The following is a 25861-nucleotide window of genomic DNA, read 5'->3' as shown; positions in this document are numbered from 1 at the left end:
AGCCGCATCACATAGAACCCCATGGATGGTACGGAATCAGACGAAACGGTGATCGAGGTCCGCGCGAGCGAGAGCCTCTCACAAGTGCCCCAGGAAGACTGGGATGCCTGTGCCTGCCCGGAATCCGCCGATGGCGGACCGCCCAACGATCCCTTCACCACCTACCGGTTCCTCAAGGCGCTGGAAGACAGCGGATCGGTCGGGCGCGGCACCGGGTGGCAGCCGCGCTACCTGACCGCCTACAAGGGCGACCGGATCATCGCCGCAGCGCCGCTTTATGCGAAATCCCACAGCCAGGGCGAATACATCTTCGATTTCAACTGGGCCCATGCCTATGAGAACGCGGGCGGCGACTATTACCCCAAGCTGCAGATCGCCGTGCCCTTCACCCCCGCCACGGGCCGCCGGTTCCTGACCCGCCCGGGCGAAGAGGCGACGGGCCAGGCCGCGCTTGTCCAGGCTGCGGTGCAACTGGCCTCCGACCACGGTCTGTCCTCCGTCCACATCACCTTTTGTGCCGATGAAGAGGTCGAACCGGGCAAGGCGCTTGGCCTCATGCACCGCTCCAGCCAGCAGTTCCACTGGGTCAATCGCGGCTATGACACGTTCGACGATTTCCTCGCCACGCTGTCCTCTCGCAAGCGCAAGAACATCCGCAAGGAACGCCGCCAGGCCCAGGAGTTCGGCGGAGAGATCGTGTCGCTCACCGGCGACGACATCCAGCCCGAACATTGGGACCATTTCTGGCGCTTCTACCAGGATACCGGCGCGCGCAAATGGGGCACGCCCTACCTGACCCGCGAATTCTTCGACATCGTGCAGGACCAGATGCGCGACGACGTGCTGCTGGTTCTGGCGCAACGCGATGGTTTCCCCATTGCCGGGGCGCTCAACTTCATCGGACGGGACACGATGTATGGCCGCTACTGGGGCTGCATCGAACACCACCCCTGCCTGCATTTCGAACTGTGCTATTATCAAGCCATCGACGCCGCCATCGCGCGCGGCCAGTCCACGGTCGAGGCCGGGGCGCAGGGCGAACACAAGCTGGCCCGCGGCTACCTGCCGACCCAGACCCATTCGCTGCATTGGGTCGCGGATCCGGGCTTTGCCCGCGCGATCCAGCAATATCTCAACGCCGAGGCCGCCGCCGTCGAAGAGGAAATCGAGGTGCTGACGGCCTACGGCCCATTCCGACGCGATCAACAGGAGGAACAGGATTGACCGAAAAGCTCTCCGATACCGCCCGCGAAACCTTGCTGCCGCCGCTGACGGCCAATGGCTGGACCGTCAGTGAAGACGGCAAGAAACTGTCCAAGTCCTTCAAGTTCGAAGACTTCCCCGAAGCGTTCGGCTTCATGACCCGGGCCGCGATCTACGCGGAAAAGTGGAACCACCACCCGGAATGGAGCAACGTCTACAACACGGTCGATGTCGACCTGACCACCCATGATGTCGGCGGCCTCTCGGCGCTGGATGCGAAACTGGCCCGAAAGATGGACCAGCTGATCTGATGGACTTCCAGAACCTGCTCTCGACCGAGATCATCGACGGCAAGACGCTGTCCGATTTCCTGACCCTGGACTTCCTGGCCAGCGTGGTCGGATCCGTCCTGGCCGCCATCGCGATCCTGGTCGTGGGCTTCTTCCTGGCCGGCTGGGCCAAGCGGCGCATCACCCGTATGGCCGACAACCACGCCCGGCTCGATCCGACATTGATGAGCTTCCTGGCCTCGGTGGTGCGCTACGCGATCCTGGCCTTCACCTTCCTCTTCGTGCTCAACACGTTCGGGGTGCAGACAACCAGCATCGTCGCGGTCATCGGTGCCGCCGGCCTCGCGGTCGGCCTGGCCCTGCAAGGCACGTTGTCGAATATCGCGGCGGGGGTGATGATCATCTTCTTCCGCCCCATCAAGACCGGCGATTTCGTCGAAATCGGCGGCCATATGGGCACGGTTCAGGACATCTCGCTGAATTTCACCGAATTGGCGAACATGGGCAACGTGCAGATCATCATCCCCAATTCCGAGGTCTGGGGAAACACGATCACCAATTACTCGATCTATCCGACCCGGCGGGCGCAATTCACCTTCGGGGTCAGCTATGACGCCGATCTGAAACGCGCGGAAGAGGTCATTCGCGAAACGATCATGTCCGATTCCCGGTCCCACAGCGATCCGGAGCCGTTCCTCCAGGTGAACAATCTCGGCGATTATTCCGTCGATTTCCTGATGCGGGTCTGGTGCGACGCCGATGTCTACTTCCAGTACCAGGCGGACATGAAACGCAAGGTGAAGGACGCGCTGGACGCGGCCGGGATCGACATCCCCTTCCCGACCCGCACCATCCTGTCGGACAAGACCGAGGCGGATTAAGCCCTACAGCCCGGCCTGCGCCAGCACGCGCAGCACACCGGCCGCGTCGCCCGTTTCGGCACAGGCGACGCTGGCCTTCAGCGCGTCATGCAGGCGGGCAAAGCAATCGGGTTCATCCCAGGCCGCCTCGGTCATCCGCCAGCGGATCTGGCGCCAATGCGCGGCGCGGATCGCATCCGCCAGGATCGCGTCGGCCGTGATATCGGCGCTGATCTCCAGCAGATCGGTGCGGTGTTCCAGGTAGGCCGCTGCATTGCCGCCCGTTGCATCGATCAGGCGGTACCGGGTCTGCAACCGCTCGAACACCGTGTCCGGCATGTCGTCGGGCCCGGCGCAATCGGCCGCAGCGCGGAATAGCGCCTCCAGCACGTTCTGGTCCAGCTGCCGTTCCTCGGGGTCCAGCCGCGCCACGATCGTGCCGACGCCCGACCTGGTTTCCACCAGCCGCTCATAGGCCAGTTTCTGCAGGACCTGCCGGATGGGGGTCCGCGACACACCGAACTCGGCCGCCAGCGTGCCCTCGTGCAGCGTGATGTCCTCTGTCACCGATTGCGTCATGCAAATGCGGTGCCTGAGTACCGCGGCTATTGCCGATCCTTCTTTCCGTGGCTGCATTCTCGTCCCGCTTGGTCTTTCTTCTCGTTCAGTATAGATCAACGATAAGGCGAGTGGATGTAAATATCCCGAGGGTGCGCTGACGCATCAAAATGCATATGATGCAAATAATTCGTATCTTTTCCTCTCAGGGACCCAAAGGATAAGGCGTGACGGAAAATAATTCTTCTTTTCGGGCTGTTATCGAAATGACCCGCGGCGGCCACTGCGTGATGACGGGCTTTCCGGGACTTCAAACCGGCATCGACGGGGACCCCTATCTTGATCCCGACAATCTTTCGGACACGCTCGCAGACGTGAAAAAAGCCGGTGCGGGTCTGTTGATCGTGCTCGCGGAAGAGGCGGAATTGCCCGACGGGGCCTTCGCCTTCCTGCATGATGGGGCCGACGCGGCAGGCATCGACCTCGCCTTCCTGCCGATCCCGGATTACGAAACCCCGGATGCCGCCATGCTGGATCGGTTGCACGATCTGGAAACCCGCCGCCCCGACATGCCCAATAGCGGCGGCACCGTGGCCTTCGCCTGCCAATACGGCGCCGGGCGGTCCGGCACGATGGTCGCCTACCTGCTGCTCCGCGAAGGCTATGACCTGGACGCGGCGATCAAAAGGGTCCGCGCCGGGTTCGGCGAAGCCATCGAAAGCGAGGCACAACTGACCTGGCTGGCCGAATGCTGCACAAGCGCCTGATGCGTCCGTTGCGTCACTCCGGAACAGATAGCATTTTTTGCAATTGACACCCAGAGAAGTATACAGGTAGACATAGGTTACACCGGGCACGCAAGCACCGGAAAGCAAAGAGGTTTTCGGACACCCCGCCATGCAAGCTAAGCGGTGGCCGATATGACCAGGGTAGAAACGCCGGTATCCCGGCATGGAAAACCCGCCGACAGTCCGTCGGCGGGTTCTGCATTTTCCGGGACCCGTGACAGGCCCTCAGGACGCGCTGTGGCTCAGATCGCTTCCAGCATCGCTTCGCCGCCTGACAGGTCGCACTGGCCGGGATTCGCATCTTCCTGGAACACCGCGACCGTACCGTCCTGCACATACATCGCGTAGCGCTTGGACCGGTCGACCAGCCCGACGGGCGGGGCCGAGAAATCCATGCCGACCGCCTTGGTGAATTCCGCTGCCGGATCGCCCAGCATGGTGATGCCGGCCTTGCCCGCGCCGGTCTGTTCGTCCCAGGCGCCCATCACGAAGGGGTCGTTGACCGACAGGCAGATGATCTCGTCCACGCCCTTGGCCTTGAATTGCTCTGCCGTGCGCATGAAGCTCGGCACATGCGCCGTGGTGCAGGTGCCGGTAAAGGCGCCGGGCAGGGCAAAGATCACGACGTTGCGGCCCTTCAGCCGCTCGGACAGCGAAACCTGCTTGGGTCCCTCGCCCGTCAGTTCGACCAGGGTCGCGTCGGGCAGCGTGTCGCCTTTGGAAATTGCCATTGTGTCTCCCTCTCGGTATCTCGACATGAGTGGGTCGTAGGATAGACCGTCCTGCCGCGCCTGCCAGTGGAAAACGGAGGTTTCACATGTCTCATATCGTCGTGGTCGGCGCAGGCCAGGCCGGGTCCTCTCTTGTCGTCAAGCTGAGAGAGACGGGATTCGACGGACAGATTACCCTGATCGGAGACGAAGCCGCCCCGCCCTACCAGCGCCCCCCGCTCTCCAAGGCCTACCTGTTGGGAGAGATGCCGCGCGAACGGCTCTTCCTCCGGCCCGAGGCGTTCTACGCCGAACGGGACATCACCCTGCGCACCGGCGCGGCGGTCACCGCCATCGACCCGGCCGCAAAGACGCTGGACCTGGGCGGCGAAAGCCTGTCCTTCGACCAGCTGGCGCTGACCACCGGCTCCCTGCCCCGCCGCCTTCCCGATGCGATCGGCGGGTCGCTCGACGGGCTCTACTATGTCCGTACGCTGGCGGATGTGGATGCCATGGCCACCGAGTTTTCCGAAGGGCGCCGCCTGCTGATCGTCGGCGGCGGCTATATCGGGCTGGAAGCCGCAGCGGTCGCCGCCAAGCAGGGCCTGAAGGTGACGCTGGTGGAAATGGCCGACCGCATCCTGCAACGGGTCGCCGCGCCCGAAACCTCGGATTACTTCCGCGCCCTGCACAAGGGCCACGGTGTCGATATCCGCGAGGGCATCGGCCTGACCCGTCTGACCGGCGACGGCCCCGTGACCGGCGCCGAGCTGACCGATGGCACGGTGATCGAAGCCGATTTCGTCATCGCAGGCACCGGCATCCTGCCCGACACACGCCTGGCCGAAGCCGCGGGCCTGACCTGCGACAACGGCATCGCCGTGGATGAACAGGGTCGCACCTCCGCCGATGGCATCTGGGCCGCGGGCGATTGCGCCAGCTTCCCGCACGGGGGCGCGCGACTGCGTCTGGAAAGCGTGCCGAACGCCATCGACATGGCCGAATGCGTGGCCCAGAACATGTGCGGCGCGGGCAAGACCTACGTGCCCGAACCGTGGTTCTGGTCCGACCAGTACGACATCAAGCTGCAGATCGCCGGGCTGAACGTCGGCTATGACCGCGTCGTCGTCCGCGATGGCGGCGAGGCCCGGTCGCATTGGTATTATGCCGGTGACACGCTGCTGGCCGTCGATGCGATGAACGATCCGCGCGGCTTCATGGTGGGCAAACGGCTGCTGTCGATGGGCAAGTCCCCCGACCCCGCCGCGCTGGCCGATCCCGCGACCGAGCTCAAGACCCTGATGCGCTGAATGCGGATCGTCGGGGGCGAATTCCGGGGCCGTCGCCTGGCCGCTGTCGGCAAGGGCGATGCGGGCGCGCATCTGCGCCCGACCACGGATCGTGTCCGCGAAAGCCTGTTCAACCTGCTGCTGGGCGGCCGCTTCGGAGACCCGGTCGAGGACGCGCATGTGCTCGACCTCTTTGCCGGGACCGGAGCGCTCGGACTCGAGGCGCTGTCGCGCGGCGCGGCCCATGTCACGCTGGTCGATGACGGGCGCGTGGCGCAGAAATTGCTGGCCGAGAACATCGCGCTGCTGGGTGTCGCCGACCGCACCCGCGTGCTGCGCAGCAAAGCCGTCCGACTGCCCGCCGCCACCACGCCCTGCGACCTCGTCTTCCTGGACCCGCCCTATGGCAAATCCCTCGGCCCCGCCGCGCTGGCCGCCGCGCAGGCCCAGGGATGGATCGCGCCCGACGCCTTGATCGTGTGGGAGGAAAAAGGCCCGCAAACCGCGCCCGACGGGTTCGACCTGCTGGAACACAAGGGGTACGGCGACACGACCGTCACCCTGCTGCGGGCCTGAGCGTCTGCGGTTCAGACGCACCAATCACCGGACCTTCCCAAACGTCAGGCGAATTGCCCGTGGCAGAACCAGCCGGGCGACATTGCCCCGCCATGGGCAAAGAACAGCCACAGGGTTTCGCCGCCCTCCACCCGGACGCGCCAGTAATCGCGGGTGCCGGAGCGCCAGTTGGGATCGTCCAGCCACCATTCCGGGGCAATCCGTTCCGGACCCGTGGCCTCGGCCAGGACGAGGTCGCGGCGGCGCCAGCGAAAGCGCTGCGGCACCTGCGGCACGTCGGGGGCATGGACCGGTTCCGGGCGCCACAGTAGCAGCGGGCGGGGCACCGGCGGTTCCGGCCAGGCCTCCACCGGGTCGGACCAGGCGGCGGCCAGGACCTGGGCGGTCTTTTCCGGGATATGCGACGAGGCCGGGTGCCAGCGGGTCACCGCCTCCATCCCGATCCGGGCGCCGACCCGGGCGATCAGGTCATCCTCGGCGGTGCTGGCGGCCAGGCGATTGGCGATGACCTCTCCGGCGGCGAGGTGCCCGACGGGTTCGCGGGCCGACACCGGTTCGGTCTGCACCGCTTCCAGCCGCAGCATGTCGATGCCGTGGCCGGCGTCGATCTCGCCCACCTTCATGGCCAGCAGGGGGCGGATGCGCTCCGGATCGGCGGTGGCGCGGGCCAGACCGGCCGCCACCCATTGCATGCTGTGATCGGTGCGATAGGCCTGCAACCGCATCAGCCGCGCGCCCCGCCCGGCCGCGGCCAGCGTCTCGCAGAGGCGCGGCAGCAGGCGGTCCAGCCCGGCCAGCATGTCCTCCTCCAGGCCGATCGGGTCGGGCAGGGTCATCCGCACCGCAAAGGGCCGCGCCTCCGCCACCGGAGAGACGGGTTCCGGCACATGCCCCAGCGCCTGGTCGATGCGCAGCGTCAGCCGCGGGCCGAACCGGCGGGTCAGCGGCGCACGGGGCTGGTCCACCAGGTCCGACACCCGGCGCAGACCCAGACGCGACAGCTGTGCCAACGTGTCGGGCTCCAGCCGCAGGGCCGCCAGCGGCAGGGGCGCGAGGGCGCTGCGCACCTGGCCGGGCGGGGCGATGCGCCGGGCGATGATCCCGGCCGTGGGCGTGTCGGGGGGCGTGTCGGGGGCCGCGCCGCCGCGTTCCCAGTGCCGCCGCTTGACCGCGCGGGACCGGGTCGCTCGCGCCTCCTGGTCGACGGCATCGCCGCTGCGGTGATGCGCGGCCCCCTGGCCCGCGTAATGGGCCAGCGCCCAGGCCCCGCCCACCGTGTCGGCGATACCGGCCCGCACGGTCAGGCCAAAGCCCGCGCAATCACCGTCGATGGCCGCCAGCAGCCCTTCCTCTCCGCCGAAGAGATGGGCGCAGCCGGTGATGTCGAGGCTCAGCGCCTCTTCGCCCGCGACGCCGACCCAGGGGGAATATTTCCCCGCCCAGCGGCGCAGGCTGGCCAGGAAGGCGGCCTCGATCTGCGGGTTGCGCAGGCGGGTGACGAGGGTCGGGCACATGGCCAGCGCATCGCGCAGCGGCTGGTCCCGGCGCAGCCCCGCCGCCTCTGCCCCGGCGGATAGCGAATGCAGCATCTGGGCCGGACCCTGGGTGGCCACGACCGCAAAGGGCAGCGCGGGATCGCCCCGGTCCTGGCGCAGGGCCCGTTCGGCCCCCAGGCGGGGAAACCACAGCGACAGGAACCGGCGCGTCGACCGGGGGGCGGGGGCAGAAGGGGCGGACATCGGGCAGTACTTTGTTCGCTATTTGTTCACCCTACTGCACCGCCCCGGGCGGAGTCGAGTCCCCACCCTTGCCGCGGTCCGGCTTGCGCCGGCCCGATTGCGCGGCGGGATGCGCCGCACGACATGATTGGAAAGGGGCTCTGCCCCTTGTCACCGGGGCTGCGCCCCGGCGCCTACCCCGGAGTATTTCCGGCAAGATGAAGGATCAGGGGCGCGGGTGTCAGCCGCAATAGATCCGGACGACCCGGTCCGCCGCGTCGAGCTCGACATTCACGCGGTCCTCGCGGAAATCCATGGTCAGCGCGGCACCGGGGCCGAAGATGCGGGTCTTGCGGTCGGGGGTCAGCCCGGCCTCGGTCACCGCGGCCCGGTCCTGGCCGACGAGGGATTGAAGGGCAGCGGCCCCGCAGGCATCCGCGGTGTCGGCGGGGGGCGGGGTGTCGTCTTCCATGCAGGCGGCCAGCGGCAGAAGCGCGGCGATCAGGGCGAATTGTCTCATCCTGCTCATATATGTTTTCATGTCCGAAAGGTCAGCATTCCCGATTGATCCATTGCGAAAAGTCGCCCATTACTGCCGCCACGTTACACCAAGGGAGAGCCCCGATGCGCACCAGAGCCGCCGTCGCCACCCAGGCCGGGAAACCGCTGGAAATCATGGATGTGAACCTCGACGGGCCGAAGGCCGGTGAGGTCCTGGTCGAGGTGAAGGCGACCGGCATCTGCCACACCGACGAGTTCACGCTGTCGGGCGCCGATCCCGAGGGCCTGTTCCCCGCGATCCTGGGCCATGAAGGCGCCGGCGTCGTGATGGAAGTGGGCGAAGGCGTCACCAGCCTGAAGCCGGGCGATCACGTGATCCCGCTCTACACCCCGGAATGCCGCGAATGCTATTCCTGCACGAGCCAGAAGACCAACCTCTGCACCTCGATCCGCGCCACCCAGGGCCAGGGCGTGATGCCCGACGGGACCTCGCGCTTCACCACGCTGGATGGCGATCCGATCCTGCACTACATGGGCTGCTCGACCTTCTCGAACCACACGGTGCTGCCTGAAATCGCGCTGGCCAAGGTGCGCGAGGACGCGCCCTTCGACAAGATCTGCTATATCGGCTGCGGCGTCACCACCGGCATCGGCGCGGTGATCAACACCGCCAAGGTCGAGGTCGGCTCCACCGCGGTGGTCTTCGGCCTGGGCGGCATCGGCCTGAACGTGATCCAGGGCCTGCGTCTTGCCGGCGCCGAGATGATCATCGGCGTCGACCTGAACCCGGCCAAGAAGGAAATGGCGGAACGCTTCGGCATGACCCATTTCGTGAACCCGAAGGACCTGGACGAGGATATCGTGCCCTACCTGGTGAACCTCACCAAGCGTCGCGGTGACCTGATCGGCGGCGCCGATTACACCTTCGACTGCACCGGCAATGTCACCGTCATGCGCCAGGCGCTGGAATGCGCGCATCGCGGCTGGGGGGAATCGATCGTCATCGGCGTCGCCCCCGCGGGTGCCGAGATCGCCACGCGTCCGTTCCAGCTGGTCACCGGCCGGGTCTGGAAGGGCACCGCCTTCGGTGGCGCACGCGGCCGGACCGACGTGCCCAAGATCGTCGACTGGTACATGGACGGCAAGATCGAGATCGACCCGATGATCACCCACACGATGGGGCTCGATGACATCAACAAGGGCTTCGACCTGATGCATTCGGGCGAGTCGATCCGCTCTGTCGTCACCTATTGATCGGTCTGACACGCGGCTCATGACGGACCCTGTCTCGGACAGAACCGCGATGATCGCACAGATGGCGCCCCGGCTGACCCCGGGGCGTTTCGTCTTCGTGACCGGCGCACCCGAGGCGCTGTCGGCCAGCGCCCTGGCCACCTATCGCGAGGATGAGGGGATGTCCCTGATCCTGCCGCTGGAGGTCGCGGCGACCGCCGGGCTGGACACGACACTGCCGATGCGCTGCATCACCCTGCAAGTCCACAGCGCGCTGGACGGCGTGGGCCTGACCGCTGCCGTGGCCGATGCGCTGGCAGGGGCTGCGATCCCCTGCAACGTCGTGGCCGCCTATCACCATGACCATATCTTCGTGCCCGAGGACCGGACCGATGACGCCATGGCCTGCCTGACCGCCCTGTCGGAAGCCGCCGGCGAATAGGCTCAAGCGACCCAAGCACGTCAGCCCGGCTTGCGCGCCACCAGGAACCGCGAGATCAGGCTGCGGCCCATGTTCTCCTTCTCCACGATGGTCAGACCGGCGCGTTCCACCGCCGCCTCCGTCTGCGCGACCGAGCGGAAGGCGACGAAGGGTGCCTTGCCCACCAGCCGCATACCCCCGATCACCGGGCGCAGCAGCTGGCCCTTCCAGGTCTCGCCCAGGCAGCCCGTCTTGATCACCACATGCCCGCCCGGTTTGACCCGCGCGGCCATCGCGGCCAGCGCGCCGTCCATATCCTCGATCAGGTGCAGCACGTTGAAGGACATCACCGCATCAAACGGCCCCTCGGGCAGGTCGGCGGCCTCGTGACGGGCAAAGCTGACATTGCTCACGCCCTTTTCGGCGCGGCGACCCTCGGCGATCTCAAGCAGGCGGGCGCTGATATCGGTGGCCAGGACGTGGCCCGCATGGGGGGCAAGCCGCAGGGCGATGGTGCCGGTGCCGCAGCCGATCTCGAGCACCTGCGCCTCCGGCGTCAGGTAGCTGGCCGAACGTTCGACCGTGCGGTCGTGCAGATCGAGGTTCTGGATCGGTCGGGCGGCATAGCTTTCGGCGACGCCATCCCAGAATTCTGCCTTGGTCATGAACATATCCTCTGAAATTTCTGAACGGATGTCTTGGGGTTAACTGGAAATACCCATGCGTGGATCAAAGGGGAATTGCCCGAATCCGCAGGAATGGCATACAAATTTGCATGAACTGGCCCGCAGGCACATTCGATTGGAACCAGGCCCGCGCCTTTCTGGCGACGGCGGAACACGGGTCCTTGTCGGCGGCGGCGCGCGAACTGGGCCAGACCCAGCCCACGATCGGGCGCCAGGTTTCGGCGCTGGAGGACAGCCTTGGCGTCGCGCTGTTCGACCGGGCCGGGCGTGGCCTGATCCTGACCGATGCGGGGCGCGAGCTTCTGACCCATGTGCGCGAAATGGCCGAGGCCGCCGCGCGCATCCCCCTCACCGCTTCGGGGCAGAGCCAGGCGCTGCGCGGCAAGGTCTCGATCACCGCGAGCGACGTGTTCTCCACCCACTTGCTGCCATCGATCCTGGCCGACCTCGCCCGCGCCGCCCCGGATATCGAGATCGAGGTGATTTCGGCCAACGACCTGCGCGACCTGTCCCGGCGCGAGGCCGACATCGCCATCCGTCACGTCCGCCCGACCGAACCGCAGCTGACCGCCCGGCTGCTGGGCGAAGGGCACGGGCATTTCTATGCCTCCCCCGACTACCTGGACCGCCGTGGACGCCCGCGCAGCAGGGCCGAGTTGGCCGGGCACGACTTTGTCGGCTTCGCCGATGCCAACCGGATGGTGCACACGCTGGCAGGCCTCGGCATCTCGATCACGCTGGAGCGGCTGAAATACCGCTCGGATAGCGGGCTGGTCCTGTGGGAAATGGTGCGCGCCGGGATGGGGCTGGGGCTGATGAGCGCGGATATCGCCCTCGATACGCCCGATGTCGAACTGGTCCTGCCGGGGGACGAGGCCTTCGACTACCCGGTCTGGCTCGTCACGCATCGCGAATTGCATTCGGCGCGCCGGATCCGCGTCGTCTTCGATCACCTGGCCGAGGCGATCACCGCCCACCTGAAACGGACGGAGGGGCGGTTGTCGGGCCTGGGCTGACCGCGATCCGACGACAGGTTAACGCCCGCCTGCCCCGACGTTCCGGCGCACCGACGCAATACCGACGTGATACCGACGCAGTACCGATGCCCCGAATCCGGGTTTTCCCGCCCTGCCTTCCGCCCTATGTCAGGGGCAACGAAAGGACCCAAATGGCCGATCAACGCCCCCTCTACGCCGTCCTCATCGACGCCGACAACATCCCCGCCCGCTTCGCCACGGCGATCCTGAAAGAGATCACTACTTTCGGCGAACCGGCCCTGCGCCGGGTCTATGGTGACTGGGGGTCGGACCGCCTGCGCCCCTGGACCGAACAGGTCCGCGCGCTTGGCCTGGTCGCGCACCAGGAAACAGCCAATACCAAGGGCAAGAACGCCTCAGATATCGGGCTGGTCATCGACGCGATGGACATCCTGCATACGGGGCGGTTCGACGGCTTTGTCCTGGTGTCGTCCGACAGCGATTTCACGGCGCTCGCCAACCGGGTCCGCGAACAGGGGCTGGACGTGATCGGGATCGGCGAATCCAAGGCCCCCGAAAGCCTGCGGAACGTCTGTAACCGCTTCATAATGATCGAAAATATCATGGATGAACCGGCCCCGTCCAAGGGCACCGAAAAGCCGTCGGGCAAGATGAAACCGCTCGAGGCGCAGCCGCTCATCATCCGCGCGATGGAGAAGATCGACACCGATGACGAATGGGTCACGATGGGGCAGCTGGGCCAGTACCTGACCGCCGAACATCCCGATTTCGACACCCGTTCCTACGGCAAACGCAAGCTGAGCGACCTGATCGACGACCTGAAGCTGTTCGAATCCAAGCGCGGCCCCGGCAACCAGCTGATGGTGCGGCGGCTGGACTAGGCCGCACCGATATTATCTTGGCTTCACGGGGACTTGGCGGGCATTACACCGCGTCCTGCTGGACCCCGTAGCGGGCCATGAACATCTCGACCGCGGATTGGGCGACCTCTTCGCACCATTCCGGAGATTGCTCTTCCGCGACGCCAAAGACGCGGCGCATAAAGATGCCCGCCTTGCAGAGTTCGGCAAATTGCTCGGCGGCCAGCTCGGGGTTGTCGACCTTCAGAACCCCCTGTTCCGTCGCGCATTTCAGGTAATCCGCCAGCAGGTTCCGCGCCATGAGCGGCCCGTTGCGATAGAATTCGCGGGCCATTTCCGGGAAGCGTTCGGATTCGGCCACGCACATCCGGAAGATCGACAAGCTCATGGGAGAATTGAAGAATTCCACGATCTGCCGGGCCCCACCCAGCAATTGGTCGCGCGGTGGCAGGTCGGGCCGCACCAGTTTCATTGCCGCTTCGGCCTGGTTCAGGCATTCCGCCCGCGCGACCTCCATGAAAAGCAGCCGTTTGTCGGGGAAATAGCTGTAGAGCGTCGCCTTGGAGACCCCGGCTGCCCGCGCGATGTCATCGACATTCGCGCCCTCGAACCCTTCCGCCAGGAACACGTCGCGCGCGCCCTCAAGAACCTGCGCAAACTTGCGCCCTGTCCGCATCACGGGACGGGTGACATTCATATGAGCTTCTCCTCTGCCTCGGCAATATAAACTGGTCAGTTCAGTTGGAGCAAGCAAGACCGGCCCATTGAAGTTCCCGAATTGTTGATTAGAATAATTCTAAAAAAGGACATGCAGAATGCGTTTTCTGAACCAGCGCCGCCGCTTCGACGATCTAAGCGAACAGGAAATCCTCGCGCTCGCCATCTCCTCGGAAGAGGATGACGCGCGGATCTACCGGGGCTACGCGGAACGGCTGCGCGCCGAATTTCCCGATACGGCAAAGGTGTTTGACGGCATGGCCGAGGAGGAAGACAGCCACCGCCAGTCGCTGATCGACCTGCACACAGCGCGGTTCGGCAAGGTCATTCCGTTGATACGCCGCGAACACGTGGCGGGCTTCTATGCGCGCCGACCGATCTGGCTGGTGGAGAACCTCGGCATCGACCGTATCCGCAGCGAAGCCGCCGGGATGGAGGCGCAGGCCGAACGGTTCTACCTGGCCGCCGCCGCCCGCACCCAGGACGCCGCGACCCGCAAGTTGCTGGGCGACCTCGCCGCTGCCGAAGCCGGCCACCAGCAAAGTGCGGAGCGGATGGAAGCCGACCACCTGGACGACGACACCCGCGATGAAGAGGACGCCAAGGCCCACCGGCAATTCGTGCTGACCTGGGTGCAGCCGGGCCTGGCCGGGCTGATGGACGGATCGGTTTCGACGCTGGCGCCGATCTTTGCCACCGCTTTTGCCACGCAGGACACCTGGACGACCTTCCTGGTGGGGCTGGCGGCCTCGGTCGGGGCCGGTATCTCCATGGGCTTTACCGAAGCGGCCTCGGATGATGGGGAATTGTCGGGGCGCGGGTCGCCGATGAAACGCGGCTTCGCCTCGGGCATCATGACCACCGTCGGCGGGCTGGGCCATGCGCTGCCCTACCTGATCCCCGATTTCTGGACCGCCACGATCACCGCCTTCATCGTTGTTTTCATAGAGCTTTGGGCCATTGCCTGGATCCAGAACCGCTATATGGAGACGCCAATGCTGCGCGCGGCTTTCCAGGTGGTGCTGGGCGGGGCGCTGGTCTTTGCCGCCGGGGTGCTGATCGGGTCGGGTTGACCCGGCGCACAGGGTCGGGGACAACCGCGTCAGGCCGGTCCGCACGGTCCGGCGGTGCAAAGGGAGTCCGCGATGTATTCCAAGGGCAAAGTCGCCTACCAACCCGTTCCCCTGCCCGACCGGCAGGAGGTCAGCGCCGCGGAAAGCCTGGCGGGGGCCCGCGCCTTTCATGACCGGATGAAGACCCGCCACACGGTGCGCGACTTCACCGACCAGCCCGTGGACCAGGCGGTGATCGAGGAAATCGTGGCCACCGCCGGGCTTGCCCCCTCGGGCGCCAACCATCAGCCCTGGCATTTCGTCGCGATCTCGGACCCGGCGCTGAAGGCGCAGATCCGCAAGGCGGCCGAGGACGAGGAAGAGAAGTTCTATGCCGGCGGCGCGGGCGATGAATGGCTTCAGGCGCTCGAGCCGATCGGCACCGGTGTCTCAAAACCGCATCTCGAGGTCGCGCCGTGGCTGATCGTGATCTTCGCGCAGCGCTACGGGCTGACCGAAGAGGGCGAGCGCTACAAGAACTACTACGTGCCCGAAAGCACCGGCATCGCCACCGGCTTCCTGATTGCGGCACTGCATCATGCCGGCCTCTATGCCCTGACGCATACGCCCAACCCGATGAAATTCCTGACCGAATTATGCGGCAGACCGGATCATGAGAAACCGATCATGATCCTTGCCGTCGGTCATGCGGCCGAGGACGCGACCGTTCCGGCCGTTGCCAAGATGAAGAAACCCCTGGCCGAGATCCTCTCGGTCAATCCTGACCCCGAAGGAACGTAATTCATGGAAACCCTCTCGGAAAATCGCTGCTATGGCGGCGTTCAAGGTGTCTACAAGCATGCCAGCGAGGCCTGCGGCTGCGACATGACCTTTGGCCTTTTTCTGCCCGAAGAGGCGCGGGACGGACCGGTGCCCGTGCTGTGGTACCTGTCGGGTCTGACCTGCACCCACGAGAACGCCATGACCAAGGCCGGCGCGCAGCAATGGGCCGCCGAACAGGGCATCGCGCTGGTCTTTCCCGACACCTCTCCGCGCGGCGACGACGTGGCCGATGATGACGCGTTTGACCTTGGCAAGGGCGCCGGGTTCTACGTGAACGCCACCGAAGCGCCCTGGGCGCCGCATTTCCGGATGTGGGATTACGTGACCGACGAATTGCCCACGCTCGTGACCCGCAATTTCGCCATCGACGAGGACCGCCAGGGCATCACCGGCCATTCGATGGGCGGCCACGGCGCGCTGACCATCGCGATGACTCTGCCCGAGAAATACCGCTCGGTCTCGGCCTTCTCGCCGATTTGCAACCCGACGGGCGGCGATTGGGGCAAGAAGCAATTCGCGGCCTATCTCGGGTCCGACGAAAGCAAGTGGGCGGCGCATGACGCCAGCCTGCTGATGGCCGAAAAGGGCTTTGACGGGCCGGTTCTGGTCGATACCGGCACGGCCGACAATTTCCTGGACCTGCTGCGCCCGGAAACCCTGGCACAGGCCGCTGCCGCCCGGCGCCAGCAGATCCAGTTCCGGATGCAGCCGGGCTACGATCACAGCTATTTCTTCGTCTCGACCTTCATGGAGGATCACGTCGCCTTCCATGCAGAGGCGCTGTATTCGTGACGAAGGTCTACGTGGATGCCGATGCCTGCCCGGTGAAAGCCGAGGTCGAAAGGGTCGCGACCCGGCATCGGCTTCCCGTTCTCATGGTCTGCAATGGCGGGCTGCGGCCATCGCAGAACCCGCTGGTCGAAATGGTCATCGTGCCGGAAGGGCCGGACGTGGCCGACATGTGGATCGCCGACCGGGCGGGCGTCGGTGACGTCGTGATCACCGGCGACATCCCCCTTGCCGCAAAATGCATCGAGGCGGGTGCCCAGGTGCTGCGTCACAACGGCGAGGCCTTTACCAAGGCCAATATCGGTGCCCAATTGGCCACCCGGGATCTGATGGCCGATATCCGCGCCTCGGACCCCTTCGCCGCCGGATCCGGCAAAGGGTTTACAAAGGCTGACCGCTCCCGTTTTCTGGACGCATTGGAGCGCGAAATCCGGGCCGCGCAAAGGGCCGGCAGCTAAGCTGACAAAGGAATGACATGGCAATCGAAGCGGTGATTTTCGACATCGGCAACGTGCTGATCGAGTGGCAGCCCGAACGGTTCTACGACGCCGAGATCGGCGAGGAACGGCGACGCGCCCTGTTCGAAACCGTCGACCTGCACGGGATGAACGACCGGGTCGATCGCGGCCACGACTTCAAGGAAACGATCTATGCCGAGGCCGAGGCCAACCCCGATTTCCGTGACGAGGTGCGGCTATGGCATGACCGCTGGATCGAAATGGCGAAGCCCGCGATAGACCATTCGGTCCACCTGCTGCGTGCCCTGCGCGCCGAGGGCGTGCCGGTCTTTGCGCTGTCCAATTTCGGGATCGGCAGCTTTGCCTATGCCGAGACCAAATACGATTTCCTGACCGAATTCGACCGCCGCTATATCTCGGGCCATATGGGCGTCATCAAGCCCGACCCGGTGATCTACGCCATGGTCGAGGAAGATTGCGGGATCGCGCCCGACCGCCTGCTGTTTGCCGATGACCGCGCCGACAACATCGCCGCCGCAGAGGCGCGCGGCTGGAAGGGGCACCTGTTCGACGGGCCACGTGGCTGGGCCGACCGATTGGTGGCCGAGGGCCTGCTGACCGCGGAGCAGGCGAAATGAGCGCACCCGTCATCTCGTTCGAAGAGGGCGAAGCCGTCCTCGACTGGATCGCCCTGACCGACGCGCTGGCCGCGGGACACGACCTGCCCAAGGCCGAGGTCGCCGACAGTTTCCTCTATCGCGGCGATGACACGCTGCTGACGCGGTCCGCCTGGATCGACGGGCTGGGCGTCGCGATCAAGGCCGCGACGATCTTTCCCGGCAACCCCGCCAAGGGGCTGGGCACGGTCAATGGCGCCATGTCCCTTTTGTCGGACTCGGATGGCCAGTTGGAGGCGATGATCGACTTTCATCTGGTGACCAAGTGGAAGACCGCCGCCGACAGCCTGCTGGCCGCCCGTCGCCTCGCCCCGCCAGAGGTGAAATGCATCCTGATCGTGGGGGCCGGCACGGTGGCCGCATCCCTGCGCGAGGCCTATGCCGCGGCCTTCCCCGACGCCGAATTCCTGGTCTGGAACCGCACCACCGAAAAGGCCGAGGCACTGGCGGCTGATTACGACGCGACCCGCGCGGTCACGGACCTGCCCGCCGCCGTTTCGCAAGCCGATATCGTCACCTGCGGGACCTCGGGCGGGGTGCCGGTGCTGAATGGCGAATGGCTGCGTCCTGGCCAGCATGTGGACCTGATCGGCGCCTTCAAACCGGGCATGCGCGAAGCGGATGACGCGGCCCTGTCCCGCGCCCGCCTGTTCGTCGACAGCCGCGACACCACGATCGGCCATATCGGAGAGATCGACCTGCCGCTGGAAAGCGGCGCGATCACCAAGGACGATATCCTTGCCGATTATTACCAGCTGGACGCGTTCCAACGCGCCCCCGAGGATCTGACCCTGTTCAAGAATGGCGGCGGGGCACATCTGGACCTGATGACCGCCCGCCACATCCTGACCGCCTGGACCGAGCGCGCATGATCTGGCTGCTGATTGCCCTTGTCGCCATCGTCTTTGCCCTGCCCTTCCTGGCCGAGGCACGCAGACCCGTGATGGACGACGATGCGCGGGTCAACGCGCCCGGGCATTTCGCGGAACTCAGCCAGGGCGTCACCCATTACCGCTGGTTCGGCGGCGCGCGCGGCCCGGTTGCGGTTTGCGTGCACGGGCTGACCACCCCCGGTTTCGTCTGGACCCAGATCGCGGAGGAGCTCGCCTCGATGGGGTATCGCGTTCTGGTCTATGACCTCTACGGACGCGGCTATTCCGACCGGCCCGAGGGCACCCAGGACGACCAGTTCTTCGTGCAGCAATTGGAAGACCTGCTGGCCGACCAGCAGATCGCCGACGATGTCACGATGTTCGGGTATTCCATGGGCGGCGTGATCACGTCCGCCTTTGCCGCGAGGCATCCCGACATGCTGCGCCAGTTGATCCTGGTGGCCCCTGCGGGCTTTGGCGGCTTCCCGACCGGGAATTGGCGCATGATGCGCGACCTGCCCGTGATCGGCGACTGGATCGCGCGGGCTCTTTTTCCCAAGTGGCACCGGGCCGCCGCGCGGTCGCTGGCCAACAGCTATCCCGACCTGGACCGTGCTGCCGCGGATCAGGCGGCACAGCTGAAATGGCGCGGTTTCATCCCCGCCGTGCTGTCCTCGCTACGCTATTGCCTGCGCGACGCGCGGGAGGCCGAGCATCGCAAACTCAGCCGCGCCGATGTACCGGTCCTGGCGATCTGGGCCGCGAAGGACGAGGCAATCCCGCTGTCGGGCATGGGCAATCTGACCAAGTGGAACCGCATCGCCGTGCAGACCCAAGTCGAAGGGGCAGGCCACTGGCTGCCCCTGACCCATCCGCGCGAGGTGGTGCAGGCCTTCCGCGACGGGCGCGAGTAGACGGGTCCAAACAAACGGGCCCAAACAAACGGGTCCGACCAAATGGGCCCAAGCAATCGGGCGCGAGGGGTCAGGCCGCCAGGGGCGTCCGGTTCTCGCGCACCGGCAGGTGGACGATCGCGCTGAACGCACCGACTGCGACACCGACCCACCAGACCGTCGTGTAGGTGCCGTAGAGGTCATACAGCCGCCCGCCCAGCCAGACGCCCATGAAGCTGCCGAACTGGTGGCTGAAGAACACGATCCCGTAGAGCGTCCCCATGTAGCGCAGACCGTAGATATGCGCGATCAGCCCGCTGGTCAGCGGCACAGTGGCCAGCCAAAGTGCGCCCATGGATGCCGAGAACAGCAGCACGCTGGCCGGCGTGATCGGGATCAGGATGAACACGGCCGACACCAGCGTACGCAACGTGTAGATGCCCGCCAGCAGGTATTTCTTGGTATAGCGCTTGCCCAGCCAGCCCGCGTAGAGCGTGCCTGCGATGTTGGCCAGGCCGATCACCGCGATGGCCACGGCACCCAGGGCCGAGGTCGTGGTGATCCCCAGCCCGTGCAGCACGCCACCGGGCATGATCGGGCCACACAGCTCGGTCACGAAGGCCGGGAAATGCGCGGTGATGAAGCCCAGCTGGTATCCACAGGAAAAGAAGCCGACGAAGATCAGGAAAAAGGACGGGTCCTTGGCCGCGCGGAACAGGATCTGGCCCAGCGTTTCCTCAAGCTCTGCCTTGCTGGCCGCCGGCGCGCTGGACCGCATGAAGGGCAGGAACAGCAGGACGGCCAGGATCGCGGCGGCAAAGACCAGGAAGACGTTCTGCCACGGCATCATGCCCAGCAGCCATTCCGCCAGCGGCGCGCCGATGACCTGCCCGGCAGACCCGGCGGCGGTCACGATGGCCAGCGACATCGACCGGTTTTCGTCCGATGCGGCCCGCCCGACCACGGCGAGGATCACGCCAAACCCCGTCCCGGCGATGCCGAAGCCCACCAGCACTTCGTACCATTGATGCGCCTCGGGCGTGACGGCGAAGGAGGACAGGACCAGCCCCGCCGCATAAACGATGGCGCCCAGGATGATGGCCCGGCGGTCGCCCATGCGTTCCGCGAAGGCGCCAAAGATCGGCTGTCCGATGCCCCAGGCCAGGTTCTGGATCGCGATGGCCAGGCTGAATTCGCTGCGCAGCCAGCCGAACTCCTCGGCCACCGGGATCTGGAACACGCCGAACGACCCACGGATCGCGAAATTGACGATGATGATCAGGCAGCCGACGATCAGGATCGGCGTGAACAGGCGGGGTTGGACGGACATGGACGCACCTCGAAAAGTCGCGTTAACGCTTAAAGGTGTTTCCGGAGTGGTCAATTGACCATCTGTGATGATCCGCATTTGCATTGCTGCTCTTTCCCCCGGTCCGGCGGCGCGGTAACAGGCTGTATGAGCCATAAAATGCGCGATCTTTACGAGGCCCGGCTGAAAAGCGGTGACCTCCATGCCGATCCGGCCCAGGAGGCCGTGATGCCGGAATTCGACCGGATCCTCGACGGTCTGAACGCCCTCCAGGAAAAGCGCGGCTTCTTCCGCAAGTCGCCGGAACCACCCAAGGGACTGTACCTCTGGGGCGGGGTGGGCCGCGGGAAATCCATGCTGATGGACCTTTTCGTCGAAAGCCTCGACGTGCCGGTGCGGCGGGTGCACTTCCACGCCTTCATGCAGGAAATCCAGAACGGTCTGCACGAGGCGCGCAAGACCGGGGTCGAGGACAGTTTGGCGCCCGTCGTGGACAAGGTGGCCGAGGGGCTTCGCGTCCTGGCCTTCGACGAGATGCAGATCACCGATATCGCCGACGCGATGATCGTGGGGCGTCTGTTCGAATCCCTGATGTCCAAGGGCGTGGTCATCGTCACGACATCGAACCGGGTGCCCGACGACCTTTACAAGCACGGGCTGAACCGTCAGCTGTTCCTACCCTTCATCGCCCTCATCAAGGAGCGGCTGGTGGTGCATGAACTGTCCAGCCCCAAGGATTACCGGCAGAACCGGCTGTCCGGCGGGCAGGTCTATTTCACCCCCGCCAATGCCGAGGCCCGCGAGGCGATCGAAGGCATCTGGCAGGATCTGACCGGTGGCGCCGCGGAACCGCTGGAGCTGACGGTGAAGGGCCGCAAGGTCACCCTGCCAGCTTATCGCAACGGCGTGGTCCGGGCCGGATTTCACGACCTGTGCGGGCAGATGCTGGGACCGGGCGATTACCTGGCAGTGGCCGATGCGGTGAAGGTGCTGATCCTTGAGAACATCCCCTGCCTGGGCCGGTCGAATTTCAACGAGGCCAAGCGCTTCGTCACGCTGATCGACGCACTCTACGAGGCGAAAGTCCGGCTGATCTGCTCGGCGGCGGACGAGCCCGAATCACTCTATGTCGAGGGCGAGGGTGTCTTCGAATTCGAACGCACTGCCAGTCGCCTGCGCGAGATGCAGAGCGCCGACTGGGCGGGTGCGCCGGAAAAAGGCTAGGCCGAAAACAAAATGGGGGACCGTTAAACCGGTCCCCTCATCTTGTGCCCGAGAGTTATCTGTACACCACATAGACTGAGGATCGCGGCGTCCGTGGACTTGGGGGTGCGATGCTCGGCTTGGGTGATTTGCCTGTACAACAACTAAGATGACCCTACGCGAATCACTGCGAATCGGTCAACCGTCCGTGATTCGTTTTTTACCGAATCGGGAAGATTTTTTTGCCGATTCGCGAATCGGTGCAGGGATCAGCCGTTCTCGGCCAGGATTTGCCCGGCGAGGTAGAGCGACCCGCAGATCAGCACCCGCGCCGAGGGATCGTTGGTGACGATCTCGGCCAACGCGGTCTCTACGTCCTCGGCGACCTTCGCCTGAATGCCGACCGATGTGGCAGAAGCCGCGAGGTCGGACGCGGGCAGGCTGTTCGGCTCTCCGGGGATGGCGACAGCGTGGATCGTCGTGGCATGCGCGGCCATGGGCGCGAGGTAACCGCTGGAATCCTTGGTGTTGAGCATGCCGCAGATCAGATGCGTCGGACGCGGTGGCAGGGTCGCCAGGTGGCGCCCCAGAGCTTCTCCCGCAGATTGGTTGTGCCCCCCGTCCAGCCAGAGCTCGGCCTGCGGTGCGGCATCGACCAAGGGGCCCTTGCGCAGGCGTTGCATGCGCGCGGGCCAGGTGACACGGGTCATCGCGGCCTCGGCGGCGGCTTCTCCCTGCCCCAGGTAACGCAGCGCGGCGAGGGCGGCGCCCGCGTTTTCAATCTGGTGCGCACCGGGCAGCGCGGGCATCGGCAGGTCCAGAAGACCGCCTTCGTCCTGGTAGATCAGACGGCCCCGTTCTTCCCAGGCATGCCAGTGCTGGCCATGGGCGATCAGCGGGGCCCCAAGGCGCGCGGCATGTTCTTCGATCACGTCCATCGCGGCCTCTTGCTGGGGGCCGACCACGCAAGGAACGCCACGCTTGATGATCCCGGCCTTTTCGCCCGCGATCTGGGCCAGCGCCTCGCCCAGGAATTGCTGGTGGTCGATGGACACCGGCGTGATCACCGTCAATGCGGGCTTGTCGATGACGTTTGTCGCGTCCAACCGCCCGCCCAGCCCGACCTCGAGCAGGACGTAATCCGCAGACACACGGGAGAAGGCCAGAAGGGCGGCGCAGGTCGTGATCTCGAAATAGGTGATCGGGTCGCTGCCGTTCGCCTCGAGGCATTCGTCGAGCACCGCGATCAGCTCGGGTTCAGAGATCAGGTCTCCGGCCAGGCGGATGCGTTCGTGGAACCGGGTCAGGTGCGGCGAGGTATAGGCGTGGGTGACATGCCCCGCCCCTTCAAGCCCCGCGCGGATCATCGCGAGGGTCGATCCCTTGCCGTTCGTTCCGGCGACATGCACGACCGGCGGCAACTTGTCCTGTGGGTTATCCAGCGCGGCGAGAAGGCGCCAGACCCGATCCAGGACCAGGTCGATCACCTTGGGATGCAGCGCCATCATCCGTTCTAGGATGATGTCCGAGCTTTTGCTCGTCACTCCTTGGACTCCGCCTTCGGCTTGGTCGTCTTGGATTTCTGCTGGCTGGGGGCCGGATTTTCCAATGCCGGTTCCTGCACCGGGGCCGGGATGTCGTCCGTCGCAGGCTCAGGACGCGGCAGCGATCCCTTGACCGCGGGTGGCAGGCCCAGAAGCATCCGGGTGATCGTGATCAGTTCGTCCCGCATGTCGGTGCGGCGGGTGACGCGATCCAGCATGCCGTGATCCAGCAGGTATTCAGCCCGCTGGAAGCCTTCGGGCAGCTTCTCCCGGATCGTCTGTTCGATGACGCGCGGCCCGGCGAAGCAGATCAGCGCATTGGGTTCAGCGATCTGCACATCGCCCAGCATCGCGTAGGATGCGGTGACGCCGCCGGTCGTCGGGTGGGTCAGCACGACGATATAGGGCAGGCCCGCCTCTTTCAGCATCTGCACGGCCACGGTGGTGCGCGGCATCTGCATCAGCGACAGGATGCCTTCCTGCATCCGGGCGCCACCGGCGGCGGAGAACAGGATCAGCGGGCGCTTCAGAGTCACGGCACGTTCGGCGGCCGCGATGATCGCGTTGCCGACATACATGCCCATGGAGCCCCCCATGAACGAGAAATCCTGCGCCGCGGCAACGATCGGGGTCGCGCCGATTTCGCCCTCGGCCACAAGCATCGCCTCGTGCTCGCCGGTGTTGCGCTGAGCGGCGCGCATACGGTCGGGGTATTTCTTCTGGTCGCGGAAATGCAGCGGATCGGCGACCGGTTCGGGCACCTTCACCTCGACAAAGACACCGCCGTCGAACAGCGCCTTGAATCGATCCCGCGGCGTGATCGCCATATGGTGTCCGCAGGACGTGCAGACATTCAGGTTCTCGGCCAGTTCCCGGTGGAACAGCATGGTCCCGCACTCTGTGCATTTGGACCAAAGGTTTTCTGGCACTTCGCGGCGGGAGAAGATCGAGTTGATCCTCGGCCGCACGTAATTGGTGATCCAGTTCATGTCGCTTCCCGGAACGGTGTCATGCGGCCCCCAGATATGCGCTCCGTTCACGAAATGCAATCAACGCCTGATCGCCACGCGAACCGCCAGCCAGGCCAGCACGATCACCATCAGATCGACGGCCAGCGCCATCGACAGGATTGGCGGCTCCGGCCCCTCGAAGGCGGGCAGCGGGGGATAGAGAAACAGGGCCAGCCCGCTGTCGGGCGCCCCGCGTTCGCCGACCATCAGGAAAGCATAGGCGTTGTTGGCTAGGTGAAACCCGATGGCCGCTCCGATCGACCCCGACCGCGCCACCAGGTCCGAGGCCGCGACGCCAAAGCAGAAGGCCCAAAGCACGTAGGTTGCCGAATCCGCAAAGCCCGAGCCGTTGTACCAGTGGACCGCAGCGAAGATCAGGTTGGGCAAGGTCATCCAGACCAGCGGGTTGGAGAACCGCGCCGCGAATTGCTGCTGCAGGTAGCCCCGGTAGAACAGCTCTTCCGCGCCGGTCTGGATCAGCAGGGCCATCAGGGCAAGCGGCAGGGTCGCGGCCCAGGCCTGAAGCGGTTGCATGTCCACGTGATCGGCACGCCACCACGGCAGAACGAATTCCAGAACGAGGAACAGCGCCCCTGCCCCCAGTGACGCGCGCAACAGGTCCGACCAGAATAGCGAGGCCGGGCCGAACAGCGTGGCGGGGCCGCGATTATGGGTGCGCCAGACCACCCAAATCACGGTCAGGCCGAGGAACAGGAAGGCGAAGAGGTCGATGATCATCGCCCGCGCGGTGACCCGCGACAGGATTTCCTCGGACAGGTCCGGCAGGGTCTGGACGATCACGTAATCTGTGGCGTGTCGACAGATGGCGTAGAAGAACTCGATCGCAACGAAGCCGACAAGTGTATGGTTCAACCCCGAGGACCGCCGCGCCGGATCGACGAACCGGTCATGTTGGGGATAGCTGAGCACGGCCTTCATCGCCTCAGCACGATCCGGGCGCCCAGCCAGGCGAGGATCATCAGGCCGGCCTCTACCGCGTAATAGGGGCGAAGGGCCGGGTCGGTGATGTCGATCGGGATCACGAAGAGGGCAAGGCCCGACATCGGCCCCGCCGCCCCGACCAGCAGGAGAGAGCTGAAGTTGTTGGCGAAGTGGATCGCCAGGGCCGCACCAAGCGTGCCGGTGCGTGCAGTCAGGTCTGCGGCCAGAACGGCGAACAGCCCGGTCAGACCCACGACCATCCACTGATTTCCGCCCTGGGCCGGATCGAGATGCAGCAATGCGAACATCAGCGAGGGCAGCACGATCCAGACCAGCGGCGACCGGAACCGCGCCGCCAGCTGCGATTGCAGGTAGCCACGAAAGATCAGCTCCTCTGTCCCGATCTGGATGAACAAGACCACGACGGCGACCGGCAGCCACGACAGCCAGCGCGCGGTGGACATGTTGCGCTGCACCTCCATCCCCTCGGGCGTGGGCCAGAGCAGCGCGACGATCACCACGACCACCATGACACCCAGGACCCGGATGAAATCCGACAGGGTCTGCCCGGCCGGCCCGACCAGCGACAGCACCCCACGCTTGTGCAGAAGGCGCAGGACAATCGTCAGGGCCAGAAAGGGGCAGAGGAAGGCCGCCAGCAGAAGCGCCATCCGCGGCGGCGTGCTGCCCAGTGGCCCGCTGGTCGCGGCGAATTGCCCCTGCACCAGGATCCACGCGCCCATGAATGCCAGCGACAGCACCGCGATCAGGACCATGCCCAGCAGCAGGCGCCAGGCTTCGGACCGGGCGGCTGCGCGGTCGACAAGGATGTTGTGGGGGCGATAGCTCATTCCGGGGACG

At 65.5% G+C, this 25861-nt stretch carries 29 protein-coding genes; 18 read left to right on the top strand and 11 right to left on the bottom strand.

What is annotated here, in order from left to right; genetic code table 11:
* The first annotated feature begins 21 nt into the window (after positions 1-21).
* Genes ATO9_RS02255 through ATO9_RS02245 form a run of 3 tightly spaced genes read left to right on the top strand, consistent with a single transcriptional unit; the run spans position 22 to position 2374 of the window.
* Positions 22-1224: a GNAT family N-acetyltransferase gene (locus ATO9_RS02255; RefSeq protein ID WP_043744449.1), complete on the top strand. Its 1203-nt coding sequence runs from the start codon at positions 22-24 to the stop codon at positions 1222-1224.
* On the top strand, positions 1221-1514 hold the full coding sequence (locus ATO9_RS02250; protein ID WP_043744446.1) for a 4a-hydroxytetrahydrobiopterin dehydratase: 294 nt from the start codon (positions 1221-1223) through the stop codon (positions 1512-1514). Before ATO9_RS02255 ends, ATO9_RS02250 begins: the two co-directional genes overlap by 4 nt.
* Positions 1514-2374: a mechanosensitive ion channel family protein gene (locus tag ATO9_RS02245; RefSeq protein ID WP_043744442.1), complete on the top strand. Its 861-nt coding sequence runs from the start codon at positions 1514-1516 to the stop codon at positions 2372-2374. Before ATO9_RS02250 ends, ATO9_RS02245 begins: the two co-directional genes overlap by 1 nt.
* Before the next feature lie 3 nt (positions 2375-2377).
* On the opposite strand, the gene ATO9_RS23340 is transcribed toward ATO9_RS02245, so the two are convergent.
* Positions 2378-2989 carry a GntR family transcriptional regulator gene (locus ATO9_RS23340; RefSeq protein ID WP_081979414.1) on the bottom strand — a complete coding sequence of 204 codons (612 nt, stop codon included), beginning with the start codon at positions 2987-2989 and terminating at the stop codon, positions 2378-2380.
* Between the two features lie 212 nt (positions 2990-3201).
* Here ATO9_RS23340 and ATO9_RS23335 point away from each other — a divergent pair, with 212 nt between their 5' ends.
* Positions 3202-3678 carry a protein-tyrosine phosphatase family protein gene (locus ATO9_RS23335; protein WP_162183051.1) on the top strand — a complete coding sequence of 159 codons (477 nt, stop codon included), beginning with the start codon at positions 3202-3204 and terminating at the stop codon, positions 3676-3678.
* A gap of 263 nt (positions 3679-3941) precedes the next feature.
* Here ATO9_RS23335 and ATO9_RS02230 read toward each other — a convergent pair whose 3' ends face one another.
* Positions 3942-4430 (bottom strand): peroxiredoxin, encoded by a 489-nt coding sequence (locus tag ATO9_RS02230; RefSeq protein WP_043744439.1) that lies wholly within the window; start codon positions 4428-4430, stop codon positions 3942-3944.
* Positions 4431-4516: 86 nt separating this feature from the next.
* Between ATO9_RS02230 and ATO9_RS02225 the strand changes: the two genes are divergently transcribed.
* Positions 4517-5719 carry an NAD(P)/FAD-dependent oxidoreductase gene (locus ATO9_RS02225; protein ID WP_043744437.1) on the top strand — a complete coding sequence of 401 codons (1203 nt, stop codon included), beginning with the start codon at positions 4517-4519 and terminating at the stop codon, positions 5717-5719.
* The gene (gene rsmD / locus ATO9_RS02220; protein ID WP_043744434.1) at positions 5720-6274 is read left to right on the top strand and encodes a 16S rRNA (guanine(966)-N(2))-methyltransferase RsmD; all 555 of its coding nucleotides are present in this window, start codon (positions 5720-5722) and stop codon (positions 6272-6274) included.
* 44 nt (positions 6275-6318) lie between these two features.
* Here the strand turns inward: rsmD and ATO9_RS02215 are convergent, their stop codons facing one another.
* Together ATO9_RS02215 and ATO9_RS02210 are read right to left on the bottom strand one after the other, a co-directional pair.
* Positions 6319-8013, bottom strand: a complete 1695-nt coding sequence (locus tag ATO9_RS02215) for a Y-family DNA polymerase (RefSeq protein WP_043744431.1) — start codon at positions 8011-8013, stop codon at positions 6319-6321.
* Between the two features lie 220 nt (positions 8014-8233).
* Positions 8234-8521: an I78 family peptidase inhibitor gene (locus ATO9_RS02210; RefSeq protein ID WP_238318653.1), complete on the bottom strand. Its 288-nt coding sequence runs from the start codon at positions 8519-8521 to the stop codon at positions 8234-8236.
* A gap of 95 nt (positions 8522-8616) precedes the next feature.
* Between ATO9_RS02210 and ATO9_RS02205 the strand changes: the two genes are divergently transcribed.
* Both ATO9_RS02205 and ATO9_RS02200 read left to right on the top strand, forming a co-directional pair.
* Positions 8617-9747: an S-(hydroxymethyl)glutathione dehydrogenase/class III alcohol dehydrogenase gene (locus ATO9_RS02205; RefSeq protein ID WP_043744426.1), complete on the top strand. Its 1131-nt coding sequence runs from the start codon at positions 8617-8619 to the stop codon at positions 9745-9747.
* Between the two features lie 19 nt (positions 9748-9766).
* On the top strand, positions 9767-10168 hold the full coding sequence (locus ATO9_RS02200; RefSeq protein WP_043744423.1) for an ACT domain-containing protein: 402 nt from the start codon (positions 9767-9769) through the stop codon (positions 10166-10168).
* Between the two features lie 20 nt (positions 10169-10188).
* On the opposite strand, the gene ATO9_RS02195 is transcribed toward ATO9_RS02200, so the two are convergent.
* Positions 10189-10812: a class I SAM-dependent methyltransferase gene (locus tag ATO9_RS02195; protein WP_043745523.1), complete on the bottom strand. Its 624-nt coding sequence runs from the start codon at positions 10810-10812 to the stop codon at positions 10189-10191.
* A gap of 110 nt (positions 10813-10922) precedes the next feature.
* Between ATO9_RS02195 and ATO9_RS02190 the strand changes: the two genes are divergently transcribed.
* Together ATO9_RS02190 and ATO9_RS02185 are read left to right on the top strand one after the other, a co-directional pair.
* Positions 10923-11849, top strand: a complete 927-nt coding sequence (locus ATO9_RS02190; RefSeq protein ID WP_043744420.1) for a LysR family transcriptional regulator — start codon at positions 10923-10925, stop codon at positions 11847-11849.
* Positions 11850-12001: 152 nt separating this feature from the next.
* On the top strand, positions 12002-12712 hold the full coding sequence (locus ATO9_RS02185; protein ID WP_043744417.1) for an NYN domain-containing protein: 711 nt from the start codon (positions 12002-12004) through the stop codon (positions 12710-12712).
* Positions 12713-12755: 43 nt separating this feature from the next.
* Here the strand turns inward: ATO9_RS02185 and ATO9_RS02180 are convergent, their stop codons facing one another.
* Positions 12756-13388: a TetR/AcrR family transcriptional regulator gene (locus ATO9_RS02180; protein ID WP_043744414.1), complete on the bottom strand. Its 633-nt coding sequence runs from the start codon at positions 13386-13388 to the stop codon at positions 12756-12758.
* Positions 13389-13506: 118 nt separating this feature from the next.
* Between ATO9_RS02180 and mbfA the strand changes: the two genes are divergently transcribed.
* The 7 genes from mbfA (at position 13507) to ATO9_RS02145 (ending at position 19013) form a co-directional block, all read left to right on the top strand.
* On the top strand, positions 13507-14481 hold the full coding sequence (gene mbfA, locus ATO9_RS02175; RefSeq protein WP_043744411.1) for an iron exporter MbfA: 975 nt from the start codon (positions 13507-13509) through the stop codon (positions 14479-14481).
* Positions 14482-14553: 72 nt separating this feature from the next.
* Positions 14554-15261 carry a nitroreductase family protein gene (locus ATO9_RS02170; RefSeq protein ID WP_043744408.1) on the top strand — a complete coding sequence of 236 codons (708 nt, stop codon included), beginning with the start codon at positions 14554-14556 and terminating at the stop codon, positions 15259-15261.
* 3 nt (positions 15262-15264) lie between these two features.
* Positions 15265-16095 (top strand): S-formylglutathione hydrolase, encoded by an 831-nt coding sequence (gene fghA, locus ATO9_RS02165; protein ID WP_043744405.1) that lies wholly within the window; start codon positions 15265-15267, stop codon positions 16093-16095.
* Positions 16092-16550 carry a YaiI/YqxD family protein gene (locus ATO9_RS02160; protein ID WP_043744402.1) on the top strand — a complete coding sequence of 153 codons (459 nt, stop codon included), beginning with the start codon at positions 16092-16094 and terminating at the stop codon, positions 16548-16550. Before fghA ends, ATO9_RS02160 begins: the two co-directional genes overlap by 4 nt.
* Positions 16551-16567: 17 nt before the next feature.
* Positions 16568-17188: an HAD family hydrolase gene (locus ATO9_RS02155; RefSeq protein ID WP_043744398.1), complete on the top strand. Its 621-nt coding sequence runs from the start codon at positions 16568-16570 to the stop codon at positions 17186-17188.
* Positions 17185-18099, top strand: coding sequence for an ornithine cyclodeaminase family protein (locus ATO9_RS02150; RefSeq protein WP_043744395.1), 915 nt, complete (start codon positions 17185-17187; stop codon positions 18097-18099). Before ATO9_RS02155 ends, ATO9_RS02150 begins: the two co-directional genes overlap by 4 nt.
* On the top strand, positions 18096-19013 hold the full coding sequence (locus ATO9_RS02145) for an alpha/beta fold hydrolase (protein ID WP_043744392.1): 918 nt from the start codon (positions 18096-18098) through the stop codon (positions 19011-19013). Before ATO9_RS02150 ends, ATO9_RS02145 begins: the two co-directional genes overlap by 4 nt.
* A gap of 70 nt (positions 19014-19083) precedes the next feature.
* On the opposite strand, the gene ATO9_RS02140 is transcribed toward ATO9_RS02145, so the two are convergent.
* Positions 19084-20322, bottom strand: coding sequence for an MFS transporter (locus ATO9_RS02140; protein ID WP_043744389.1), 1239 nt, complete (start codon positions 20320-20322; stop codon positions 19084-19086).
* A gap of 138 nt (positions 20323-20460) precedes the next feature.
* Between ATO9_RS02140 and zapE the strand changes: the two genes are divergently transcribed.
* A complete protein-coding gene (gene zapE / locus ATO9_RS02135) occupies positions 20461-21525 on the top strand; it encodes a cell division protein ZapE (protein WP_420329704.1) in 1065 nt (354 codons plus the stop codon).
* 248 nt (positions 21526-21773) lie between these two features.
* On the opposite strand, the gene ATO9_RS02130 is transcribed toward zapE, so the two are convergent.
* The 4 genes from ATO9_RS02130 to ATO9_RS02115 are packed head-to-tail and all read right to left on the bottom strand — an operon-like array spanning position 21774 to position 25851.
* Entirely contained in the window at positions 21774-23048 is a 1275-nt protein-coding gene (locus ATO9_RS02130; protein ID WP_202902088.1) for a bifunctional folylpolyglutamate synthase/dihydrofolate synthase, read from the bottom strand.
* Positions 23045-24037: an acetyl-CoA carboxylase, carboxyltransferase subunit beta gene (gene accD / locus ATO9_RS02125; RefSeq protein ID WP_043745520.1), complete on the bottom strand. Its 993-nt coding sequence runs from the start codon at positions 24035-24037 to the stop codon at positions 23045-23047. The genes ATO9_RS02130 and accD overlap by 4 nt, the downstream gene beginning before the upstream one ends.
* A gap of 60 nt (positions 24038-24097) precedes the next feature.
* Positions 24098-24988 carry a CPBP family intramembrane glutamic endopeptidase gene (locus ATO9_RS02120; protein ID WP_162183050.1) on the bottom strand — a complete coding sequence of 297 codons (891 nt, stop codon included), beginning with the start codon at positions 24986-24988 and terminating at the stop codon, positions 24098-24100.
* 5 nt (positions 24989-24993) lie between these two features.
* Positions 24994-25851 (bottom strand): CPBP family intramembrane glutamic endopeptidase, encoded by an 858-nt coding sequence (locus ATO9_RS02115; protein WP_043744382.1) that lies wholly within the window; start codon positions 25849-25851, stop codon positions 24994-24996.
* Between the last annotated feature and the right edge of the window lie 10 nt (positions 25852-25861).

It is taken from the genome of Pseudooceanicola atlanticus, assembly GCF_000768315.1.
Taxonomy (GTDB): domain Bacteria; phylum Pseudomonadota; class Alphaproteobacteria; order Rhodobacterales; family Rhodobacteraceae; genus Pseudooceanicola; species Pseudooceanicola atlanticus.
Note: the sequence above shows the minus strand (reverse complement) of the source record. Positions and strands in the feature narration are given on the sequence as shown.

Excerpts from the sequence above, each read along its gene's own strand:
- ATO9_RS02255 (WP_043744449.1), top strand. The coding sequence starts at position 22 with ATGGATGGTACGGAATCAGACGAAACGGTGATCGAGGTCCGCGCGAGC.
- ATO9_RS02245 (WP_043744442.1), top strand. The coding sequence starts at position 1,514 with ATGGACTTCCAGAACCTGCTCTCGACCGAGATCATCGACGGCAAGACG.
- ATO9_RS23340 (WP_081979414.1), bottom strand. The coding sequence starts at position 2,989 with ATGCAGCCACGGAAAGAAGGATCGGCAATAGCCGCGGTACTCAGGCAC.
- ATO9_RS23335 (WP_162183051.1), top strand. The coding sequence starts at position 3,202 with ATGACGGGCTTTCCGGGACTTCAAACCGGCATCGACGGGGACCCCTAT.
- ATO9_RS02230 (WP_043744439.1), bottom strand. The coding sequence starts at position 4,430 with ATGGCAATTTCCAAAGGCGACACGCTGCCCGACGCGACCCTGGTCGAA.
- ATO9_RS02225 (WP_043744437.1), top strand. The coding sequence starts at position 4,517 with ATGTCTCATATCGTCGTGGTCGGCGCAGGCCAGGCCGGGTCCTCTCTT.
- rsmD (WP_043744434.1), top strand. The coding sequence starts at position 5,720 with ATGCGGATCGTCGGGGGCGAATTCCGGGGCCGTCGCCTGGCCGCTGTC.
- ATO9_RS02215 (WP_043744431.1), bottom strand. The coding sequence starts at position 8,013 with ATGTCCGCCCCTTCTGCCCCCGCCCCCCGGTCGACGCGCCGGTTCCTG.
- ATO9_RS02210 (WP_238318653.1), bottom strand. The coding sequence starts at position 8,521 with ATGAGCAGGATGAGACAATTCGCCCTGATCGCCGCGCTTCTGCCGCTG.
- ATO9_RS02205 (WP_043744426.1), top strand. The coding sequence starts at position 8,617 with ATGCGCACCAGAGCCGCCGTCGCCACCCAGGCCGGGAAACCGCTGGAA.
- ATO9_RS02200 (WP_043744423.1), top strand. The coding sequence starts at position 9,767 with ATGACGGACCCTGTCTCGGACAGAACCGCGATGATCGCACAGATGGCG.
- ATO9_RS02195 (WP_043745523.1), bottom strand. The coding sequence starts at position 10,812 with ATGACCAAGGCAGAATTCTGGGATGGCGTCGCCGAAAGCTATGCCGCC.
- ATO9_RS02190 (WP_043744420.1), top strand. The coding sequence starts at position 10,923 with ATGAACTGGCCCGCAGGCACATTCGATTGGAACCAGGCCCGCGCCTTT.
- ATO9_RS02185 (WP_043744417.1), top strand. The coding sequence starts at position 12,002 with ATGGCCGATCAACGCCCCCTCTACGCCGTCCTCATCGACGCCGACAAC.
- ATO9_RS02180 (WP_043744414.1), bottom strand. The coding sequence starts at position 13,388 with ATGAATGTCACCCGTCCCGTGATGCGGACAGGGCGCAAGTTTGCGCAG.
- mbfA (WP_043744411.1), top strand. The coding sequence starts at position 13,507 with ATGCGTTTTCTGAACCAGCGCCGCCGCTTCGACGATCTAAGCGAACAG.
- ATO9_RS02170 (WP_043744408.1), top strand. The coding sequence starts at position 14,554 with ATGTATTCCAAGGGCAAAGTCGCCTACCAACCCGTTCCCCTGCCCGAC.
- fghA (WP_043744405.1), top strand. The coding sequence starts at position 15,265 with ATGGAAACCCTCTCGGAAAATCGCTGCTATGGCGGCGTTCAAGGTGTC.
- ATO9_RS02155 (WP_043744398.1), top strand. The coding sequence starts at position 16,568 with ATGGCAATCGAAGCGGTGATTTTCGACATCGGCAACGTGCTGATCGAG.
- ATO9_RS02150 (WP_043744395.1), top strand. The coding sequence starts at position 17,185 with ATGAGCGCACCCGTCATCTCGTTCGAAGAGGGCGAAGCCGTCCTCGAC.
- ATO9_RS02145 (WP_043744392.1), top strand. The coding sequence starts at position 18,096 with ATGATCTGGCTGCTGATTGCCCTTGTCGCCATCGTCTTTGCCCTGCCC.
- ATO9_RS02140 (WP_043744389.1), bottom strand. The coding sequence starts at position 20,322 with ATGTCCGTCCAACCCCGCCTGTTCACGCCGATCCTGATCGTCGGCTGC.
- zapE (WP_420329704.1), top strand. The coding sequence starts at position 20,461 with ATGCGCGATCTTTACGAGGCCCGGCTGAAAAGCGGTGACCTCCATGCC.
- accD (WP_043745520.1), bottom strand. The coding sequence starts at position 24,037 with ATGAACTGGATCACCAATTACGTGCGGCCGAGGATCAACTCGATCTTC.
- ATO9_RS02115 (WP_043744382.1), bottom strand. The coding sequence starts at position 25,851 with ATGAGCTATCGCCCCCACAACATCCTTGTCGACCGCGCAGCCGCCCGG.